Genomic DNA, 20,011 nt, shown 5'->3' with positions numbered 1-20,011 from the left:
TAAACAGTAAAAGCAAAATGAAAAAAGTAACATTGATCATGGCTCTTGCAGTAGGCGCAGGTTTAGCTTCCTGTACTGCACAAAGTCCGAAAGCAAATCTGAAAACAGAAGTTGACTCATTGTCTTATGCCATCGGTATGGCTCGTACAGAAGGCTTAACTCAGTATCTGATGCAACAAGGTGTTGATACTACTCAGATGGCTGAATTCATCAAAGGTTTCAACGAAGGCGCTGCTAAGACCAGCGAAAAAGACCTCGCTTATATGACTGGTATGCAAATCGGTCAAATGGTAGGCAAACAATGGGTAGAAGGTTTCAACCAACAAATCTTCGGTAGCGACTCTACTCAGACTATCAGCCGCGAAAACATGCTGGCAGGTTTCATTGCAGGTATCACAGGTAAGACTGGCGTTATGACTAAAGAAGCTGCAACAACTTACATGCGCGAAGGTATGGAAAGCATCAAAGAGAAAGCTTTGGCAGTTAAGTATGCTGATAACAAAGCTGAAGGTGAAAAATTCCTCGCTGACAACAAAGGTAAAGAAGGTGTTGTAACTACTCCGAGCGGTCTGCAATACAAAATCATCACCAAAGGTACAGGTGAGATTCCTGCTGACACCAGCAAAGTGAAAGTAAACTACAAGGGTACTTTGATTGACGGTACTGAGTTCGACAGCTCTTACAAACGCAACGAGCCTGCAACTTTCCGTGCTAATCAAGTTATCAAAGGTTGGACAGAAGCCCTCACTATGATGCCTGTAGGTTCTAAGTGGGAACTTTATATTCCTCAGGACCTGGCTTATGGTGGCAGAGAAACCGGCGGTCAGATCAAACCGTTCTCTACTCTGATATTCGAAGTAGAGCTCGTTGGTATCGAAAAATAAATATCAGCTGAAGATTTCTTCTTCACCTGCATAAACTTAGCGGACAAAACGGATGTAAACAAAAACATCTGCTTCGTCCGCTTCTTTTTTACTCTTTCCCTATTTTTTCCTCCATTTTTATAGAGAAATTAAAATAAAGTCCTATATTTGCTTACTATTTGATAAAAACAAGAACTTACATAAATTGATATTATGGAAAAAATAGACAATCTTGACCGGCAGATTCTGGAAATCATCTCTCAGAATGCCCGCATTCCTTTCAAAGATGTAGCTGCTGAGTGTGGCGTATCACGTGCTGCCATTCATCAACGTGTACAACGTTTGATTGATTTAGGCGTTATTGTCGGCTCCGGTTATCATGTGAATCCTAAATCTCTGGGATACAGAACCTGCACGTATGTAGGTATCAAGCTTGAGAAAGGTTCCATGTATAAATCAGTGGTTGCCGAAATGGAAAAGATACCGGAAATCGTGGAATGCCACTTCACCACAGGTCCTTATACAATGCTGACAAAGGTTTATGCACGTGATAATGAGCACCTGATGGACTTGCTGAATAACAAAATGCAGGAAATTCCGGGCGTAACCGCTACTGAAACTTTGATTTCACTGGAGCAAAGCATCAAAAAGGAAATTCCCATTTGCCCGGAGAAATAACAGATAGTTTATGGAATTCTTAAACGAATATCATCTTTCGGGACTGTTCATCGGCATTTGTACTTTTCTTATCATCGGGTTGTTTCACCCTGTGGTAGTAAAGGCCGAGTACTATTGGGGTACCAAGTGCTGGTGGATTTTTCTTGTACTGGGCATCGGAGGTGTCGCTGCTTCACTTTGTGTAGAAAATATCCTGATTGCTTCCCTCTTAGGTGTATTTGCTTTTTCCTCGTTCTGGACGATCAAAGAAGTCTTTGAACAGGAAGACCGCGTAAAGAAAGGATGGTTCCCCAAGAACCCCAAACGTACGTATAAGTTCTAAAAACAAAGCAGCAAACAGTATATTTTACCCGAAAGGTTTGCATATTTCAACTGAATATACTATTTTTGTGCCCGCTATCCGATGAGGATAACACCGGACTTGTAGCTCAGTTGGTTAGAGCAACAGACTCATAATCTGGAGGTCCCTGGTTCAAGCCCAGGCTGGTCCACAAGACATAAAGCAAAGAAAATTAAGCCGTTACAAGCAACCTTGTAGCGGCTTTTTTCATGCTACCGGAAACTCCTTGCACACAATTTGCACACAACCTCTGGAAAGTGGTGATAATCAATGATAAACGTGACACACCGGTAAATGATATTCTTTTTCTTTCTGCTTCTTCTATTGACAAAGAGTTCTCTCAAATTTATGCCCATGATGAGGCTTTTACATATAATTTGCATAAACGGATAATAAGAAAAGAGATAAGCTACACACCGGTAGTTATCCCTTTTCTTCGCAATATTTTCCAATAAACCAAGATTCTATCTTTATTTCTCCGGTTATAGAGATATTACAATTCATAATTATTTTGAAAACAGGTAGCTTTTGTACCGCTACCAAACAAAAGCGATTCAAGAAGTATAACTTCAAGCAGACATAATAAGAAAAACAAGACTTTGTTATTTATACATCACTATGCGTAACTGTTTGATGAAGTTACTTCAAGCAGAAACGGCTTATTAATTCTTATAATATTTATCAATCGATCGATTATCCATACATCACCATACACGATTGTTTGATGAAGCCACTTCAAGCAGAAACAGCTTATTAATTTTTATAATATTTATCGATCGACCGATTGTTCATACATCACCATACGCGATTGTTTGATGAAGCCACTTCAAGCAGAAACGGCTTATTAATTTTTATAATATCTATCAATCGATCGATTATCCATACATCACCATACACGATTGTTTGATGAAGTCACTTCAAGCAGAAACGGCTTATTAATTTTTATAATATTTATCGATCGACCGATTGTTCATACATCACCATACGCGATTGTTTGATGAAGCCACTTCAAGCAGAAACGGCTTATTAATTTTTATAATATTTATCGATCGACCGATTGTTCATACATCACCATACGCGATTGTTTGATGAAGCCACTTCAAGCAGAAACGGCTTATTAATTTTTATAATATCTATCAATCGATCGATTATCCATACATCACCATACACGATTATTTGATGAAGCCACTTCAAGTAGAAACAGCTTGTTAATTTTTATAATATTTATCGATCAATCGATTGTTCATACATCACCATACGCGATTGTTTGGTGAAGCCACTTCAAGCAGAAACGGCTTTTTAATTTTCATAATATCTATTGAGTGATTGGTTATCCATACATCACCATGCATGATTATTTGATGAAGTCACTTCAAGCAGAAACGGCTTATTGATTCTTATAATATTTATCGATCAATTGGTTATCCATACATCACCATGCATGATTATTTGATGAAGTCACTTCAAGCAGAAACGGCTTATTGATTCTTATAATATTTATCGATCAATTGGTTATCCATACACCACCATGCGTGATTGTTTGATGAGATCACTTCAAGCAGAAACGGCTTATTGATTCTTATAATATTTATCGATCAATTGGTTATCCATACATCACCATGCGTGATTGTTTGATGAGATCACTTCAAGCAGAAATAACTTTTATTCTCGAAACACTATTTTATTATTGAATTAAACTATTTTATTTAATGAATAACAAGAAGAAAGTCTGTATTCAATCATTATCAAATACAGACTCTCATTATTTTATAAATAAACAATTGTTATCTTTCTTATTTCCAGGATATTGGAAGTAAATGCTATCTCATAAAAATCCTTGTTAAAAATTTCATTCAGTTTATCCAGTTTCTCACTCTTTTGCGATTCTTCCGTACTACCATATACAATTTTAATTACCGCTGTAATCTGCTCAAGTTTACATGATAATAGATAATCATATAAGTCTTTACGCTTTCTCCTTTGGGGAACAAACCAGTAAGGATTCTTGTACTTCCAAACAACAAGTGGTTCCCTTGTTGTTTTCAACTCTTCAACCCAACCATCTATAAAACAAGCCAATTCTTGCAGCGTTTTTTGCTTTATTCCACTTGGAATCTTCTTTGTTCTTACCTTATTTACAACCTTTCTAACGGATTCATTATCTCCCTGTGATTGTTTTATTTCTACATATACACGATCTCCTATTCGAGGCTGTACCGTATACCCATCAACACTTAATAAACCAATGAGCTCCGTAATCTTTGAGCCCTGATCCTCCTCCTTGGTATCAGAATATATCCGACCCAATAATGATTCAATACATGATTTATTAAGCCGTGACAAAACCCAAAACACATTAGCCCATTGTTTGCCTTCCTTAAAAGGAAAAAATAAGCCACATGAATCTGAACGCATCTTAGAAAATGAATCATCATCAAAATACTCACCGATATAATAAGGAGATATTACAGAGGAAGCACCAATATCCTTTATCCAGTTACACATGAAACAAGTAAGCTTCGCCAATGCATTTACCGTAATAGGAAAAGTGCTGTTTTTGTATGCAGAATCTAAATCTCGAAACTTCCAATTAAGTTTCTTGTTTTTAGCAAATTCCAGATAAGTATCTCCAAAAAGCTCATGCCTGTAACCTCTTTTTCCAGACATCATAGAATTAACGAGTAAGCCTTGTCGCCCGATATTGCCATTTTCTTTTTTCATAATTTATTTTTTTGTAATCAATATTTCTACATTATCTTTAAGGGTAGCTACATAAGACTTCTTTGATAATATTTCATTTAACAATTCGACTTTATCGCTTTTAATATTATCGTCTGTACTCTTATATAAATCATTCAAGATACCGCCCAATTCATCTATGTCAATCAGTTGTAACAAAGCGCCTACATACATGATTTCCACAAACTCTCTACTATACGGTATAAGTTTAAATTTATGAGCAATCTCTCTGTTTGTAAAAAAGTAAATGAAACTTTTCAATGAACGAGATTTCTTTATATCCAAAAACCAAGTATAAATCAAATACGAAAGGTCATCTAAGACATCTTTATCTATGGGTGAAATAACACTTTCATGAAAGTGATCCCATTTTAAGGTGTCGCAACCATGAGGATATATAAAGTCAAAATTTCCTTGATTCAGTTTACTGACTTTTCGCTCTTCCTGCATTGTCTTTTTATCCTTTAGGCGCTGCTCCTTTCTTTCCTTTTCATCTGCCCTTCTCTTTTCTTCGACTTCCTGTTGGGCGCGCCCAATCCTGAAGAGTTCGTATATCTGCTCTTGTTGCTGATCCTGAAAATCGTCTTGAGAATCTTGTAGTTCTATGGAATAATCCAACGAAATATCCCTTGCCACTTTTATCAATTTTCTTATAGCCCTACATTCTTCAGTTTCTTCCTGCCTGTCCACATCATAAGTATCATTGTCTTCCAGACCTTCAAAACAGAATCCAGACAGTACATATTGGTCTGATTCATTTGTCAACCGGAGTTTCGTAGTCCTGACATATTCTTCCAAATCTAAAGTACTTTGTCTTTGTTCTCCAATAGCTTCCAAAGCTAAATCCCTGTCCTGTTTTGTAAATGAAGATAACTCAATTTCGTTTTTCTCAATGAAAGCATCCAAGTAAGCAACATCGATTTGTCCTGTCTCCGCTAACTCTTTCCTTTGTTTAACAAATACAGATATATAATGTGGGTTTTCCATCTTCTTACTCCACGCAATAAGAATTTCAATCTTTTCAAAAATTGGTTTATTGGCATAATCCGTGAAATTTATAATTCTCTTGTTGATTCTTTGCCTGTAAAAACGGCTGTATTCATCTTTACGGGACAACCTGACAAGTCGGTAATTTTTAAGTTCAAGTCTATCAATAAATTTATTCCTGAACAAATATGCCAAACATATATCATCCATATTCAAGTCCTTGTTCTTTTTTAATCGTCTTACTGTAGATTCAATCTTAAGACTTTCCTGAATACCAAAATATAAGTCTGCGCAAGGGTTACAAATATACATCTGATTGAAATTATGTATATTCTCAATCACTGTTATATTATGCACTCCTCTAGGACTGCAAAGACACGAACAATATCCCAAAACACAATAATACCCTCTCATTACCCATTCTTTAGATGCTTCTTCCCAGTCATCAGCTTCACTAAGGCTAATCAGTTTCTTTGTCAGTCTTGAAGGAGGATTAGCTTTCGTTTTCATTATTTCAGCCATAATTTTATTTTTCTGTTGGATTTAGTAATTACATTTCTATTGCTACAGAATTTTCTTTTTCATTCACTTTTTTCTCTCCACCGGCTTCCTGTGCAGCAATCCCTTCCTTAATAATTTTATTCATACGAGCATTATCTTCATCCCAGGAATCGCTTTGTGAATCTTGCTGTTGCGCAAGATAAAATGCCCAAAGCTCTCTTTCTCTTTCCCTCATATTTTCCATCACCTCTTTTTCAGCTTCTTCCTGACTGACTTCGCCATCTTCCAAACCTTCAATACAGAATGGAAACAATATACGTTTCGCCAAATCCTTTGTCAACTTACATTTTGTAGACCAGAAATATTCTTCTATATCTAAAGTGGCAAATACTTGTCCTTGGATAGCTTCCAAAGCCAGTTCTTTGTCCTGTTTTGTAAATGGAGACAGCGCTATTTCGTTCTTCTCAATAAAATCATCCAACCAAGCGATATTAACTTGTCCTGTGTCCGCTAACTTCTTCCATTTTTCAACAAATACAGAAATACAATGTGGGTTTTCCATCTTCTTACTCCACGCAATGAGAATTTCAATCTTTTCAAAAATAGATTTATTTGCGAAATTTGTAAAATGTATAATTCTCTCGTTGATTCTTTGTCTGTAAAAAACACTAAACGCATCTTTTCGGGATGACCTGACAAGCTCATAGTTTTTAAATTCAAAAAGACCAAGAATTCCGTTTCCATGTAAATATGTCAAGCATGTATTATCCATATGCGAATTCTTGTTCTTTTTTAATCTTCGCACTACAGATTCAATCTTAAGACTTTCCTGTATTCCGAAATACAAGCTTGCACAAGAATTACAAATATGCATCTGATTAGTATTGAATATATTCTCAATTACAGTCATATCATGTACTCCTTTGGAACTACAAAGGCATGAGCAATGCTCCGAAATATGATAATACCGTCCCATTTTCCATTCATTTTTCGCCTCCTCCCAGTTATCTGCCTCGCTAAGGCTAATTAGTTTCTTTGCCAGTCTTGAAGGAGGATTCGTTTTCATTATTTCATTCATGATTTTATTTTTTAATTTTGAAAAAGAATAAGCTGCAATTGGCAGTTCTCCTTTTTCTATTCAATTTACTAATCCCAATTACATTTTGCAGAAATATCTTTTTTGCAATAAACTATCAATTTGTTATTTTCCGGATGTCGTCCCATCTTAAAACCAAGACCAACCAACTTTTTAAAAAAATCTCGCCAGTGAAAATAAAGACTATAACAAGCCATACACGAAGAGCGATATTCCACCCAAAGTTGAGCAAATGTCTTAAACTTCGTATCAGAAGAAACATAACCACTGTTAGAAATAAAAAAATCGAAACCTTCAGAGTCAGAAGGCAAAAATAGTTTTTCATATTTTTTCTCATAGCATTCCGTTATAAACGGACAGACTCTCGGTGGGGTGAAATCTATAACAATTTTACCCTGTGCTCCTACCAATGATTCAAATTCAATTCGGTCTTTTTGAGCAATTAAAGTACCACAGTCATAATGGATAGAAAAATTTGAATTAGCTCTCTCATCATCAATTTGATAGTTATTTTCCATAATAATATTTTTTAGTTTGAGCCGATTTTATAATGTTATTTATTGTTTTCTGGTCTGAAAGGTATTGGCTCGTTCCACCCATCGTTCCAAACTGTTTTTCTAACCAGTCATTCAGTTCTTCCGGGAAAAAATAAATTCTGTTGCCATTTTTATGGCAAGGTATGATATCCCCAGAAGTCATCTTATATAGTTTCGACTTGCTCACCAAAAATCCTTTCTTTTCCAAGTAGAGCAATGTTTGTTCTAAAGACAGATATTTGGGAATCTCTTCCGGTTTCTCAATCCTTTGCGTTAGTAACTCCTTTACTTCTCTAATCTCCGAAATCAAATAATCTATTCGTTCCGGTAATGTGTCATAAGTGGTACTTTTAGCTTCCATAATTATATCTTTCTGTTTCATGCTGCAAAGAAAGGCTTTTATTCGGTGTACTATAATGTCTAAAAATGTTAGTTGGTGTTAGTTGGTGTTAGTTAATGTTAGTAGTGTGTTTTCTGGTGTTTTGAAAAAAAACAGTATTTTTACCCCCAAAAATAATAGAAAAACGGCATGAAGAACCCACCAGCAGAACTCTGTAAATTTAGAAAAGCGATAGAAGATGAATTCAAAGTTCATCCTGAAACAAAACAGGATTATATAACTTTGGCACATAAGATTAACGAGAAACTTAAAACTTTGGGAGGAAGAGGAGAATATAATAAAGCAGAGTCTATCAGTGAAGAGACCATTTATAAAGTATGGGAATATAGAAAAAACAATGAAGCAATTGTTTCTCCTAAAACTTTAGGAATTTTAGCACGTAGTATTGATTATCTTAGCTGGGGAGATTTCATTGAGAAATACAAACTCAAATCTAACGAAATACCGGAATCTTTCACCCCTGAACTTATCGAAACAGTTTCTGCATTTTTCAATCCTGAACTTATCGATGTTCCGCATATAAAAAAAGATGAGGAGGTACACATTGGTTGGTCTCCTTATAAATATGCTATCTTGAGATGTATAGGAGAATATGAATTTGCAATAATCGAAGAGAAAAATATGTATAATAAGAAAGGGTTTACTTTTCTTACTACCGGATTTCATTTATCACCGGAAAAAAAAGAATTTTCTTTTCCAGATATCATATTTGAACCTTTTTATGATGACCTTGAAGATGAACATTGGACATTGAGCGATCTTACAACAATCCCTAAAAAATATTATTTATAAAATTAATATAGTTAGTTAAATAAATCTCTTTATAAAAGAGGAAATAGAATATACAGCAATATAAATAAACCTCTTTAAAGCCATTAATCCAATTAATTACCTTAACCATTTCTTGTAACAATTTTCTACTTCAAATTTATTCTTTCATATTCGAGATATGTTCTTGCTTTTTTATATCGAGTATTAGAGGCTAGAGAAAAGCTTGATGCAGGAGACGAAAACAGCCTTTTTTAGGTACGAACATATGGCAAGCCCGTGATTGCATGGGGCTAAAGAAGAAACGTAAAAATTGCTTGATTTATAGAAGCATAGTACATACAGAACTTTTGTTTTTCCGGTAGTTCAGATTTTAAGGCATAAAAAAATCCCCTTGCTGCACAGTCACAACAAGAGGATTCACTTGATTTTAAAAGTTCTAATATTTAATTGAGAATAATGCTTCAATATAAGGTAAAGAAGCAATTGTTTTGCTGGTAGTCTTATCTTCCAAACTATACTTCATTATACAATATTCCGATTCATTATGTTTCTTCCAACATATTGAATTGGATTGTGCATTATAGACCGGATGCAATATATATTGTTTTACCACATCTAAAGTGTTTCCAACTTCCAGTGTTACAGGGTTAATCGTCTTGATAGTTGTTTCGTCTATTTCCGTATCAGTTTCAAGCAATAGTATTTGCTTTCCTGTACTCAATGTCTGAAACCATATCTTTGACTGCTCGTCTCTTATCATCTTAATCTCGCCAGTCTTTATATTCAAGGATATAAGGCATTCCGACGTATCATCTTCGCCCTTAAATTGAATAGAGCCCGTAACCAATACAGATTTAGAGGAAGAATCATAGTTAAAAAGAAGGTTGTCGTCTTCACAATAAAACTTGATTACCTCTTTGCCTGCAACTAACTGACTTGTTGGAAAAGTCTTAATCAAGGTCTTCGTCCCATTATTGCCAAACTGGATAATTTCAAAACCTTTTTCCCAGGAACATTCAACTCCACATAAACTTCCCTCAATCATGCCAATAGCTTGTCCGTTAGCAGAATTATTGAATTTAGTAAGCCAATCACTACATATTACTTGCTCTTTATTGGTTTTCAAGTCATAACTACATAGACTTACTTTATCGGAGGCAGATATGTCCTGAAAATAATAAGCTACTCCGTTACCATTAGTGCCGGACAAAACAAACTTGATAATATCCCCTTTTTGTAACTCACTTACTTTCTGAAAAGAATTATTAGACTGGTCGTATTTGTGTAATGATAGTGAATTTTCTTCTGCCCCCCTATAATATACATATACTCTGAAAGACTCTCTAAATCTTTCTCTTCCATATAAACGGAACCTAATGTTTGGCTTTTACCGCCCTGCCTTAAAAGTATATCGCATTGGCCGGACACTTTAGGCGTTATGAAAGATATGCCATTTTCTGAAACTGATATAATTTCAGCTTTCATTTCTTTTCCTTCTGCTTTGGTTACTGTGGAAGGTTGAATCCATATTTCGCTATTTTCAGTGAAATCTTCCCCATGAATAACTATCATTTGTCCTGCTACAATAGGATTCGTTGCATCGGAAGAGGGTATTTCTACCTTTTGTATTTCATCCCCTTTTTCCGGTACATCTTCTTTCTCCGTATCACATGAAGTAACAAATAAAAATATCATAGCCAGCCCGGCTATGATATTAAATTTACTCTTATTGTTCATAGGAGCGTCATTTTTTATTCAATGTTATTTTTTCGCCGTCCAACGAGAACGTCATTGAAGTTTTTGTTATTTGTCCTTTAATGGAAGTACCTTCATAACTTGACGTAAAGTTTCCGTTTTCAGCATTGTACTCATACTTTAAAGCTGCATTATCAACATAGACAGTTCCACCCTTGCTCTTAATGTTTAATGTCAAATCAGTTTTGCTCGTTAGCTTAATTTCATAGGCATCCTGCTTTGCATTGGAACCGGTCCAAGTAGTGTTTACCAATTCTTCTGCTGTATAATAAGGAGAAGGCTCATCCTTATCATCGTCATTACCACATGATGCAAAACCAACACACAATACAACCATCATCAAAGTGGTTGCAAACATTCTTAATGTCTTCATTTTAAATAAAGTTTTTGTTTTCTCCCCAGCCTCAAAGAAGAGTTCATAAAATGCGAAAGCGTGAGGACTGCCAACTCATTTTATACGACGGGCTCTGGTAAGACCTTGAACTAAAATAAGCAGCAGCCTCACGCCATATACAGATATGACGCGAGACATGCTAACCTATCCCGTTCTACTTATAGTTTACCAGACTTTGTCGTAGAGAATCAGTTAGACACTTTCGTGTACTTTAAATTTCTAATATGTCCGTCATATTGCTATGACAGGACAAAGTTAGATAAAATCAAGTACATTACAAAAGTTTTCATCTCTTTAAGAGACTGCCGCTATTACAAATCTAATCAATTTTCTTCATCCAGCATTTCATCAATAGCAAATTCGTGAAGCTCATGTTCCAACTCCATCTCTTTGAGCCGTTCTTTTTTCTTCCGAAAATAATCTTCACCAAGACCTTTTCCTTTGAGTGCCTTGTCAAAATTATCAAGTACTTCATCTGAAACACATTTTTCATCATCACTTTCGCTTGATTCATCCAATGTGGCAAGCATATCCTCCATAATGTATTCCTGTTCTTGTGAAGAAGTATCTTCCGTTAATGAAAACTCTGTATCATCCTCACAATCAATATCCGGCCCTAACATATCTATAAGCTCATCGATTGTATAATCTTTGTCTTTAAAAGAATCTTTCGTATTTTCTTCTTTGACAATCGGCTCTTGAACACCGGTTTCCTGTATGCTTTCTTTTTGAGCAGACATTTTAGTCTTTGGTGCTTTCTTTGAAGATTTCTTTTTAGTCTCTACAACTTCGGCAGTCACCGGTTGTTCTTCTTCTACTTTTTTCTTTCGTGCCATAACTTTATTTATTTTGAATTTAGTAATGCTCCGAATACATGAATCATCGGACATTACATATATCCTCTTTTTTGTCGGAATATAAAAGAAAAAGGTATTTTAACTATATTCTTAACCAGAATTAAGCTCTCGCACCGGTAATTTTGCATAAAGAAAGCCCGGTTTCCTTTATGAATAGAATTACCGGACAGGAAAGTAAGAAAGGCCCCATATAGGCTATATAGGCTACAAAAACGAGGTCAAAAGGTTAGTGTTCTTAGCACGCTCCTCTTTCTCGAAACTCGCCAGATATGCTTCCGTAGTCCTCAGGTCGGTATGTCCTAAGGATTCACTTATATAAGAGATATTGGCTCCGCTTCGTTTCAATACGGTAGCGTATGAATGTCTTGCGGTGTATGTGGTGATATTGCCGATACCCAATTCTTCACCTATCAACTTCATACGCTTGTTGATTCGCTTGACAACATCGCGTACAATCGCTTTACGCTCTATAGCCGTTTCATGCCCTTTCATATAAGGAAATATGTAATTATCGGGTAACGGCTTGTTTCCCCACTTGTCAATTATTGTCTGTAATTGGGGAGAAACAACTGCACGTATCTCTTTCCTGTTCTTTGTCGTGCGCTCTGTTTTCTGTCTTACAAAACATATTTCACCGTCCACAATATCCGAGAACTTCAATTTCAGCATGTCTGTCGGATTGATACCGTTGCACAAGTAAATGAATATCCAGAGGTCTTTATATCTGTTAGTAGTTTCATTTTCACTCTTATAATCGAAAATGGCCTTCAACTGTTTCTTTGTCAATCCTTTCTTTCTTCCGATACCGGTCTTTATCTCGAACAGACCTTTTCCGAATGGGTATTGCGATTCTTTGATAACGCCGGCTCTCTTGGCTTCATTCATCAAAGTACGGATATTTCTCATGTGCATACCGATTGTAGAAATACTTCTCGTTTTTGACCAAAGTCTTTCACATTTTTGCAACCATTCAACCGTAACGGCACTAAATGGAATATCTTTGCCGCCGACTTCCTCAACCATTACCAATGTAGTTTGATAGAACTGCATTGTCCCGATTCTTTCTTCGTTTTTCAGTTCCTCAATCTTAGCTCGTATGGCACTGTTCAGAGTATCACCGGTAGCTTTTCCCAAACGTAAATTGAGCGTATTGAAAGAGAATGTTCCTTTCTCTGCCAGAGCTTCAACATTCATACGGACTAAAGAAAAACTACTTTCAATGGCTTGTCTGATTTTCCGGCTTCCAGAAGATTTACTTTCCGGCAGCTTGTTCCATTCTTCTTTCGTCATGTAGACACCAATAGAATAATACTTGGGCTTTCTTTGATAATAAACCTTGATTTTAACAGGATATTTACCTTCTTTGTTGGCAGTACGTGCATCAAGTACCGTAGAGACTACGATACCGTCTTTTGAATAATTATACATGGTTTTAGTGATTACCCGCAAGCGGAATTACTTACGATAGTCTATATATCCTCATTTGAATGGAAATATAAACGTTTTGAAGCCTTTTGAATATTGGTTTTGAGTAGTTTAGACATTAATTTCAAACGGGTAAAAGACAATAGAAAGGACAGTATAAGACTATAAACAACTGTAATACAACAATATACTACAGCTACAAGAAGACAAAGCTCTCTCAATAATCATAAGAAAGTGTCGAAAAACCGTATAAAACTAAATAATAAAAAATATTAAATATCTTATAACCAATAGATACAGATAATTCCATTTGTTAATATACAATACTCTTATAAAAAGAGAATCAAACATCTATATAGCGAATAACGATTACTGTAAAATATTTCAAAAAATGTAATCTAAATAACTATAAATAGGTAAACTTTTTGTGGCAATATTTGTATATACAACAAATTATAGGTAATTTTGCCACAGAAATTATAGGAGACACTCATGAAAACGATTAATCAAATTATTGGAGAAAATCTAAAGAAAATTAGAGAGTTATCCGGTTTTACACAAGAACAGATAGCTAAATCCATTGGGATAGAACGTTCTGCATATAGCAATTATGAAGGAGGAACAAGAGAAGTTCCGTACGATATTTTAGAACGGCTTTCAAATCTATTTGGTTGTGAACCTTTTATTCTGTTTGAAGATAATATTCAAGCTGATAATGAAATTATGGCCACCGCTTTTAGAATTTCCGATTTAGAAGACGGTGATTTGAAAGAAATAGCAAATTTCAAGGATATTGTGAAATCATACCTAAAAATGGAACGAATAGCCCAAAATGAAGCTGAATAAATTTATTATAGAAAGACAAGTATCAGAGTTTCGTACAGATAATGGGCTTAGTTCATCCGAGCCTATTACATTGAAAAGCCTGCTCCTAAAACTGAATGTACTTACAATTTTCAGACCCCTGTCTGAGAATTTTTCAGGTATGTGTTTAAAGGATAATTCCGGACACCGTTTCATGCTCATCAATTCTAATCAGCCGCGAGGAAGACAGCATTTTACAATTGCCCACGAGTTATATCACTTATTTATAGAAGAAAAACCGACACCGCATAAATGCAACCCGGGATACAGTAAAAATAAAGTAGAGCAGAATGCGGATATGTTTGCCTCCTCCTTATTAATGCCGGAAGCCGGAATTTGTCAGTTAATACCTGAAACAGAACTAAATACTAGAAACATTTCCATAGCAACGATTTTAAAACTTGAACACTATTTTTCTGTCTCTCGTTCGGCTCTGTTATATCGATTATTAAATATTGGCCTCATATCAGAAAACACGCGTACCCAACTTTCCGAAATAGGAGTAAAACACTCTGCAAGATGTTTCGGATATGATACAGCTCTATACGAAGCTGCAAATGAGGGGTTGGTTATCGGTGATTTTGGAGAGAAGGCACGTAATTTATTCGATAAAGAAAAAATTTCAGAAAGCCATTATATGGAGCTACTCAGTAAAATAAGTATCAATGGAACACAAGAAAACGAAAATAGTACTCGATGCTGATGTAATTATCCATTTTATAGAAGCGGGTAACTTTTCACTATTGCCTAATATATTCCCCGAATATGAATATATAATATTAGACGTGGTTTACAATGAAGTTTCAAAGAACTCTAAAACAAGAGGTTTCATAGATAATTATCTCTGCTACTTTTCTAAATTAAGAAAAGAGATATTTTCTCCCAAAGGAGAATCTATGAAAGAGTATTTCTCGTTGCAACGTAGATTGGGACAAGGGGAAAGTGCGTGTATGATTTATTGCAGAGATAACCAAGATGTATTAGGGAGTAGCAATTTAAGAGACATAAAAGAATATTGTTCCCAAAACAATATCACTTATCTGACAACCCTTGACTTTCTGTATTATGCTTATTGCAGGAAGAAAATGACGCAACAAGAATGTACTGAATTTATGCAGGCTGTGAATGATGCAGGAAGTAAACTTCCTATCATTGATATAACTCAATATATATGCAGTGTGCAAATCTAAATTGCGCACGAATAAAAGCAATTAAGTATGACAATAAAGCACGATGACATAATTATTTCAAAGGAAAACCCATTTGAAAATTGCAAATTAAACCGTCAAATATATGCATCAATATTATCCGATATTATTAGTTCTTACAGAGAAGGATTTGTTTTGAGCATCAACGGACAATGGGGAAGCGGGAAAACTACATTCGTAAAAATGTGGGAGCAGCAACTAAAAAACAATGATTATAAAACCCTCTATTTCAATGCATGGGAAAATGATTTATTAACTGATCCTTCTGTAGCGATCCTTGGAGAATTAAAAAAATTACTATACAAGAATGATGAAAGGATATTTAATAAGATTTTAAAAACTACTGCTACTGTAACGAGAAATATAATTCCTTCGTTAGGAAAAGCAATAGCTAACCATTATATAGATAACGAAATAGTAACGGAAACTATAGAAAATGCTTTATCAGCAACAACCGAAATTTTAGAGAAAGAAATAGAAGAATATTGCAAAAGGAAGAAAGGTATTGATGAATTTAAGGAATTACTAACAGAATATGTTAAAGCTGAAAGTCCTGATAAGCCTATAGTATTTATTATAGATGAATTAGATCGATGTCGTCCAAGTTATGCTGTTGAAGTATTAGAGAAAGTAAAACACTTTTTCTCTGTAAATGGAATTGTTTTTATTTTATCAATAGATAAATCACAAATGTGTAATTCTATTAAAGGATTCTATGGTAGCGAAAGTATTGATAGCGAAGATTATTTACTGCGATTTATAGATTTAGAGTATAGACTCCCTGAGCCTGACCCGAAAGTATTCTGTGAATATTTATATGACTACTTTGATTTCAAGAACTTTTTCAACAATCAAAACAGATTAGATTCTTTTCGTAATAAATCAGAAGATGAAGAATTTATAAAATTTGCAGCAATGCTTGCTAATGCGTCAAAACTGACATTACGCCAACTGGAAAAGTTATTTGCTCATTCAAGAATAGCTCTTAAATCTTTCGAATATCAAGAATATGTTACTCCGCCTTTATTCTTCTTTTTAGTTTATGTTAGAAATCATAAAACGGTTATATATAATAAGATTAAATCTAAGCAATTTGACATCCAAGAATTAGTAACATTTCTTGAAACCACAATTAATGTAACTTCTAGCAACTCAACAAACAACTTTTTAATAGTGGAATTACTCGTATTTTACATGACCTACTGTAACGAATATGAAAGAACAGAAAAAATTGTTTTACTGAATGAAGAGCAAAATCCCTTATTTTCTACAAAAATCAAAATTGAAGAATTAAGAAGCTATGTGAGATATTGTGACGGAGAATATAGAGGGAATAATATACTCAAACATTTATTGAATAAAATAGAATTATATAGCAGACTAATTTCGTAATCCAATCATATATGAATTATCAATCCCATATTGAAAATCAATCATAATTAAGGCACCTATGTTAGAAACAATCTTCTCAAATTTGATTTCAGGATTTCTTTTAGAGATATTCAAAAAGAAAGATAACAATAAAAAAATTGCATTGCCTATCTCTATACTAAATGAAACACTGGAAATAGATAAATCAACAAAACAATCTATCCCTGAATATAATACAAGAATACTTGAAGCAATAAAACTTCTTAATGTAAACAAAAGAGATCCAATGCTTAATGGGGCTTCAATTGCTGAAGATTTATCAATAGAGAGCATTTCATTAATCGAGGACATCATAAATGGGAGTATTATGCCATCATCAAGCATGTTATCATGCTTTGCAGAGAAGTATGAGATCGATTTAGATTGGTTAAAAACAGGATGTAATACACCTTTCCACAAACACTGCCTTACCTATACTTGGGCAGAGAATGCAATCCAAATATATAAAGAATACAAGCCTAAAACTGTTTATATTTTCACCGCTGATGTCAAAGAACATTTTACAGCAATAGCTTATCAAAAAACTCATTATGATTTTCGTATAATCCATTGTGAAAGTAATTGGCATTTGAGCAGTAATGGAATAGGTGGAACTGGACAAAATCAATTAGTATCATTATATAAGACTATGCTTTTCCTAAATCGTTTCCATACATTTACTCATGGGAAAGTAGTTTCAGAAGATGAGTTCTTTGATTTAATTACTGGAAAATGCAGTGTCAACATTCTCAGTCATAGATTAAATGATTACCGATGGGAAGATTTATTAGATTTAAATTTAGAACCTACTGAAATAGCAAAACGTAAGCAGTACTATGGAGATGACTTTATAGAGGCACAAAATATTATAAAAAGTAAAGTTAGCAAAGATGACTATGATTTCATGAACTATGTTTGAAGTAAATCTGATTGCACACAATTTGCACACATCTCAGGAAAATAGAAGAAAATAAGGGATATTATTTGAAAAGGAAATATTATCTTTGGGCTTGGAAATCAAGAGGTATGGATATGAAAAGAAATAGAATACAAATATCTGAAAATCAAATATTTGCGACTCATAATCTGGAGGTCCCTGGTTCAAGCCCAGGCTGGTCCACACCAAGAATAAGGTTGCAATTGATAGAAGTTGCAACCTTTATTTTTTATGTATGACATACAAATTATGAATCTGTAGCTCTTATTTCGATTCCAGATATAGCGGCTCCACCTCCGCCACATTATCATGGAACCATTCGTCCAGTTTAGCCTCCACCTTATCTTTTATCTGAGGCGTAATATACTTCTTCACTTTCTTATAGGCATAAACGGCAGCACCCCCCTTTCCTACCATGAAGAGTTGCCCCAGAATATCTTCTATGCTTGTAGGGAACACAATCGCTACCAAAGCAATCATGATATTGGTTCGTTCACTTTCGGGAGTCGTATCAGCAGTCATCACATAATAGACTGCCAGTAAGGGACGACCGGTAGCACGGCCACCTTTCTTTATATACTCTTCTACTTTAATACGGATTTCATCCATGGAAAAATTTAGTTTCATAGCTCTTCTTTTTTCTTATTAGACGCAAAAGGATGAACTTTGGTTGCAGAAAAAAAACAAAATATTTCGAGAAAGAAGCAACAAGACACATTTCAAGACTATTGATTTGTCCATCGATTTATCATTGTTGAATAATCACCGATAGTACACATAACGCACTACGTTTTCAGACTACTAATCATTAAATTATTCTTCAAAAAGAATAACTTTTCCTTGTTTTAAGTAAACATTTTACCTATTTTTGCGAATAACATTCTTTATATTTCCTTTGGCTTAGTAATATATATCCAGGACGGTGGGCATAGCTTACAGCCATTATTATATCTAAAAACGATGAAATACATAAAAAACATTCTCATGCTATGGGTATTTCTATTACCCTGCCTCTTATTTGCACAGCTTGACTCCAAGATAAGGCACCATGTGATATTGGCGTTCGACAATGCAGGCTACAATATAAACTCATCCCTAAATGTACCTGCAGCCCAAAATCCCAAGATACTGAGACAATTAAACCGTATATTGCTGGATGGAGATTCCCAAATTCCACCGTACTTCAGAGACGGAGACCTTTTCAGCGCCATCAGTTTCAGCTTGGGAGCAGCAGAGGATATGGACAAATTTGTAACGGTTCTGTCCACCCCAAACGGCAAGCAACTGAAATACAGCACGCCCGATAAGGATGAAATGCGGAACGCAATTCTGCATACGCAGTGGAACTATCTTGCCACCCAAGGGATAAAAAAGAGCGATTCGTTTTCCATGCTTTCATTAAGCCGCCCTTATTCCTTATTAGCATTAGGCAGCGACGAGGCAACAGCCCTCAACAACCGCACCTTCTTAGTCATGGTGACGGACGACCACTATAACGGCAATAATAGCGATAAGGAAGTAAAAGACGTAAACGCATGCCAAGACAAAACAAAAAAGCTGGATGTAAATTCCATAATGGAACTTTGTTCCAATATCCAAGAGAACTATCAATTCAAGTACATCCAAAAGTATGACTGCACCGAACGGGGAAAGCTCTTATCCGCCATTGTCTTCGAAATCCTTCCGCTACAACGCTATTTCACCATAGAGACGGCCCTGGAATATCCTTCGGCAGTCAAGGCCAAACGGGTGGCTAAAGGTGGATACGAGATTGAATTTGAATGTCAGGACAGAAACCATCCTAATTATAAAGTACGGAAGACAGTCGTCACCCTGCAAAATGAAAAGGGAGCGGTGGATTCCGTCACATTAATGCCGGACGGAAAAGCTTTCTTCCATATCAAAGAATCTACCATACCGGTAAACACATCCCTACAGTTGCAGTCGTGGGTAAATATTAAAGACGGGTTTTACGACTCTATGGTGATGAGTGCATACGGTGACGAAACGCATGCCTCGCGCGGCTTAGTGCGACAGTTAAAGATAGAATTTGAAGAAACGGCATCCGTATTCAAGGCTATGCCTTTCCTCTGGTTCTTTTGCGATGACGACCAGGAGAAAGCAGCGTTGATATGGCGATGCATCGGAGTGGCCCTCCTGTGCATCATATTCTTTTGCATAGCCGTTGTAAACATCAGCAAGCAGTACAATCAACGCTTCTTCGACGAAAAGCATATTCACCTTAAATGA

General features: G+C 35.3%; 21 protein-coding genes and 1 tRNA gene. 11 read left to right on the top strand and 11 right to left on the bottom strand.

From position 1 onward, the window contains the following. The first annotated feature begins 17 nt into the window (after positions 1-17). The 4 genes from BACINT_RS06870 to BACINT_RS06855 all read left to right on the top strand — a co-directional run bounded on the left by BACINT_RS06870 (position 18) and on the right by BACINT_RS06855 (position 2,032). On the top strand, positions 18-884 hold the full coding sequence (locus tag BACINT_RS06870) for an FKBP-type peptidyl-prolyl cis-trans isomerase (RefSeq protein ID WP_007661689.1): 867 nt from the start codon (positions 18-20) through the stop codon (positions 882-884). Positions 885-1,076: 192 nt separating this feature from the next. Then, entirely contained in the window at positions 1,077-1,541 is a 465-nt protein-coding gene (locus BACINT_RS06865) for an Lrp/AsnC family transcriptional regulator (RefSeq protein ID WP_007211685.1), read from the top strand. Positions 1,542-1,551: 10 nt separating this feature from the next. Then, entirely contained in the window at positions 1,552-1,863 is a 312-nt protein-coding gene (locus tag BACINT_RS06860; RefSeq protein WP_007661686.1) for a DUF4491 family protein, read from the top strand. Positions 1,864-1,958: 95 nt separating this feature from the next. Beyond that, positions 1,959-2,032: transfer RNA gene (locus BACINT_RS06855), tRNA-Ile, on the top strand. A gap of 1,616 nt (positions 2,033-3,648) precedes the next feature. Here BACINT_RS06855 and BACINT_RS06845 read toward each other — a convergent pair. From BACINT_RS06845 to BACINT_RS06825, 5 genes are all read right to left on the bottom strand, one after another. After that, entirely contained in the window at positions 3,649-4,602 is a 954-nt protein-coding gene (locus BACINT_RS06845; RefSeq protein WP_007661682.1) for a hypothetical protein, read from the bottom strand. A gap of 3 nt (positions 4,603-4,605) precedes the next feature. Beyond that, a complete protein-coding gene (locus BACINT_RS06840; RefSeq protein ID WP_007661680.1) occupies positions 4,606-6,129 on the bottom strand; it encodes a hypothetical protein in 1,524 nt (507 codons plus the stop codon). 28 nt (positions 6,130-6,157) lie between these two features. Next, positions 6,158-7,186: a hypothetical protein gene (locus tag BACINT_RS06835; protein WP_007661678.1), complete on the bottom strand. Its 1,029-nt coding sequence runs from the start codon at positions 7,184-7,186 to the stop codon at positions 6,158-6,160. A gap of 68 nt (positions 7,187-7,254) precedes the next feature. Further along, positions 7,255-7,722 (bottom strand): hypothetical protein, encoded by a 468-nt coding sequence (locus BACINT_RS06830; protein ID WP_007661675.1) that lies wholly within the window; start codon positions 7,720-7,722, stop codon positions 7,255-7,257. Then, complete coding sequence (locus BACINT_RS06825; protein WP_007661674.1) at positions 7,712-8,122, bottom strand: helix-turn-helix domain-containing protein; 411 nt, start codon at positions 8,120-8,122, stop codon at positions 7,712-7,714. Before BACINT_RS06825 ends, BACINT_RS06830 begins: the two co-directional genes overlap by 11 nt. 147 nt (positions 8,123-8,269) lie before the next feature. Between BACINT_RS06825 and BACINT_RS06820 the strand changes: the two genes are divergently transcribed. After that, positions 8,270-8,932 (top strand): hypothetical protein, encoded by a 663-nt coding sequence (locus BACINT_RS06820; protein WP_007661673.1) that lies wholly within the window; start codon positions 8,270-8,272, stop codon positions 8,930-8,932. 415 nt (positions 8,933-9,347) lie between these two features. Here the strand turns inward: BACINT_RS06820 and BACINT_RS06815 are convergent, their stop codons facing one another. The 5 genes from BACINT_RS06815 to BACINT_RS06795 form a co-directional block, all read right to left on the bottom strand. Continuing rightward, the gene (locus BACINT_RS06815) at positions 9,348-10,121 is read right to left on the bottom strand and encodes a hypothetical protein (protein ID WP_007661671.1); all 774 of its coding nucleotides are present in this window, start codon (positions 10,119-10,121) and stop codon (positions 9,348-9,350) included. A 35-nt stretch (positions 10,122-10,156) separates the two neighbouring features. Then, entirely contained in the window at positions 10,157-10,648 is a 492-nt protein-coding gene (locus BACINT_RS06810; RefSeq protein WP_007661669.1) for a hypothetical protein, read from the bottom strand. Positions 10,649-10,655: 7 nt separating this feature from the next. Then, a complete protein-coding gene (locus tag BACINT_RS06805) occupies positions 10,656-11,039 on the bottom strand; it encodes a hypothetical protein (RefSeq protein WP_007661667.1) in 384 nt (127 codons plus the stop codon). A gap of 344 nt (positions 11,040-11,383) precedes the next feature. Beyond that, positions 11,384-11,896, bottom strand: a complete 513-nt coding sequence (locus BACINT_RS06800) for a hypothetical protein (RefSeq protein WP_044154815.1) — start codon at positions 11,894-11,896, stop codon at positions 11,384-11,386. Positions 11,897-12,121: 225 nt separating this feature from the next. Next, positions 12,122-13,345 (bottom strand): site-specific integrase, encoded by a 1,224-nt coding sequence (locus tag BACINT_RS06795; RefSeq protein ID WP_007661663.1) that lies wholly within the window; start codon positions 13,343-13,345, stop codon positions 12,122-12,124. A 489-nt stretch (positions 13,346-13,834) separates the two neighbouring features. On the opposite strand from BACINT_RS06795, the gene BACINT_RS06790 reads away from it, so the two are divergent. From BACINT_RS06790 to BACINT_RS06770, 5 genes are read left to right on the top strand one after another with little or no spacing between them, the layout of a single operon-like run. Continuing rightward, positions 13,835-14,188 carry a helix-turn-helix domain-containing protein gene (locus tag BACINT_RS06790; protein ID WP_004291658.1) on the top strand — a complete coding sequence of 118 codons (354 nt, stop codon included), beginning with the start codon at positions 13,835-13,837 and terminating at the stop codon, positions 14,186-14,188. Next, positions 14,175-14,909: an ImmA/IrrE family metallo-endopeptidase gene (locus BACINT_RS06785; RefSeq protein ID WP_004291659.1), complete on the top strand. Its 735-nt coding sequence runs from the start codon at positions 14,175-14,177 to the stop codon at positions 14,907-14,909. Before BACINT_RS06790 ends, BACINT_RS06785 begins: the two co-directional genes overlap by 14 nt. After that, entirely contained in the window at positions 14,872-15,396 is a 525-nt protein-coding gene (locus tag BACINT_RS06780) for a hypothetical protein (RefSeq protein ID WP_007661662.1), read from the top strand. The genes BACINT_RS06785 and BACINT_RS06780 overlap by 38 nt, the downstream gene beginning before the upstream one ends. A gap of 27 nt (positions 15,397-15,423) precedes the next feature. After that, positions 15,424-16,806: a KAP family P-loop NTPase fold protein gene (locus BACINT_RS06775; protein ID WP_004291661.1), complete on the top strand. Its 1,383-nt coding sequence runs from the start codon at positions 15,424-15,426 to the stop codon at positions 16,804-16,806. 58 nt (positions 16,807-16,864) lie between these two features. Next, positions 16,865-17,743 (top strand): helix-turn-helix domain-containing protein, encoded by an 879-nt coding sequence (locus BACINT_RS06770; protein WP_007661661.1) that lies wholly within the window; start codon positions 16,865-16,867, stop codon positions 17,741-17,743. Between the two features lie 282 nt (positions 17,744-18,025). Here BACINT_RS06770 and BACINT_RS06765 read toward each other — a convergent pair whose 3' ends face one another. After that, positions 18,026-18,388, bottom strand: a complete 363-nt coding sequence (locus BACINT_RS06765; protein ID WP_007661660.1) for a hypothetical protein — start codon at positions 18,386-18,388, stop codon at positions 18,026-18,028. Positions 18,389-18,721: 333 nt separating this feature from the next. Here BACINT_RS06765 and BACINT_RS06760 point away from each other — a divergent pair, with 333 nt between their 5' ends. Then, on the top strand, positions 18,722-20,011 hold the full coding sequence (locus BACINT_RS06760; protein WP_007661659.1) for a hypothetical protein: 1,290 nt from the start codon (positions 18,722-18,724) through the stop codon (positions 20,009-20,011).

Origin of the sequence: Bacteroides intestinalis DSM 17393, assembly GCF_000172175.1 — a bacterium.
In the GTDB taxonomy this organism is placed as follows: domain Bacteria; phylum Bacteroidota; class Bacteroidia; order Bacteroidales; family Bacteroidaceae; genus Bacteroides; species Bacteroides intestinalis.
The sequence above is the reverse complement of the archived record's forward strand: the minus strand, read 5'-3'. Positions and strand labels throughout refer to the sequence as shown.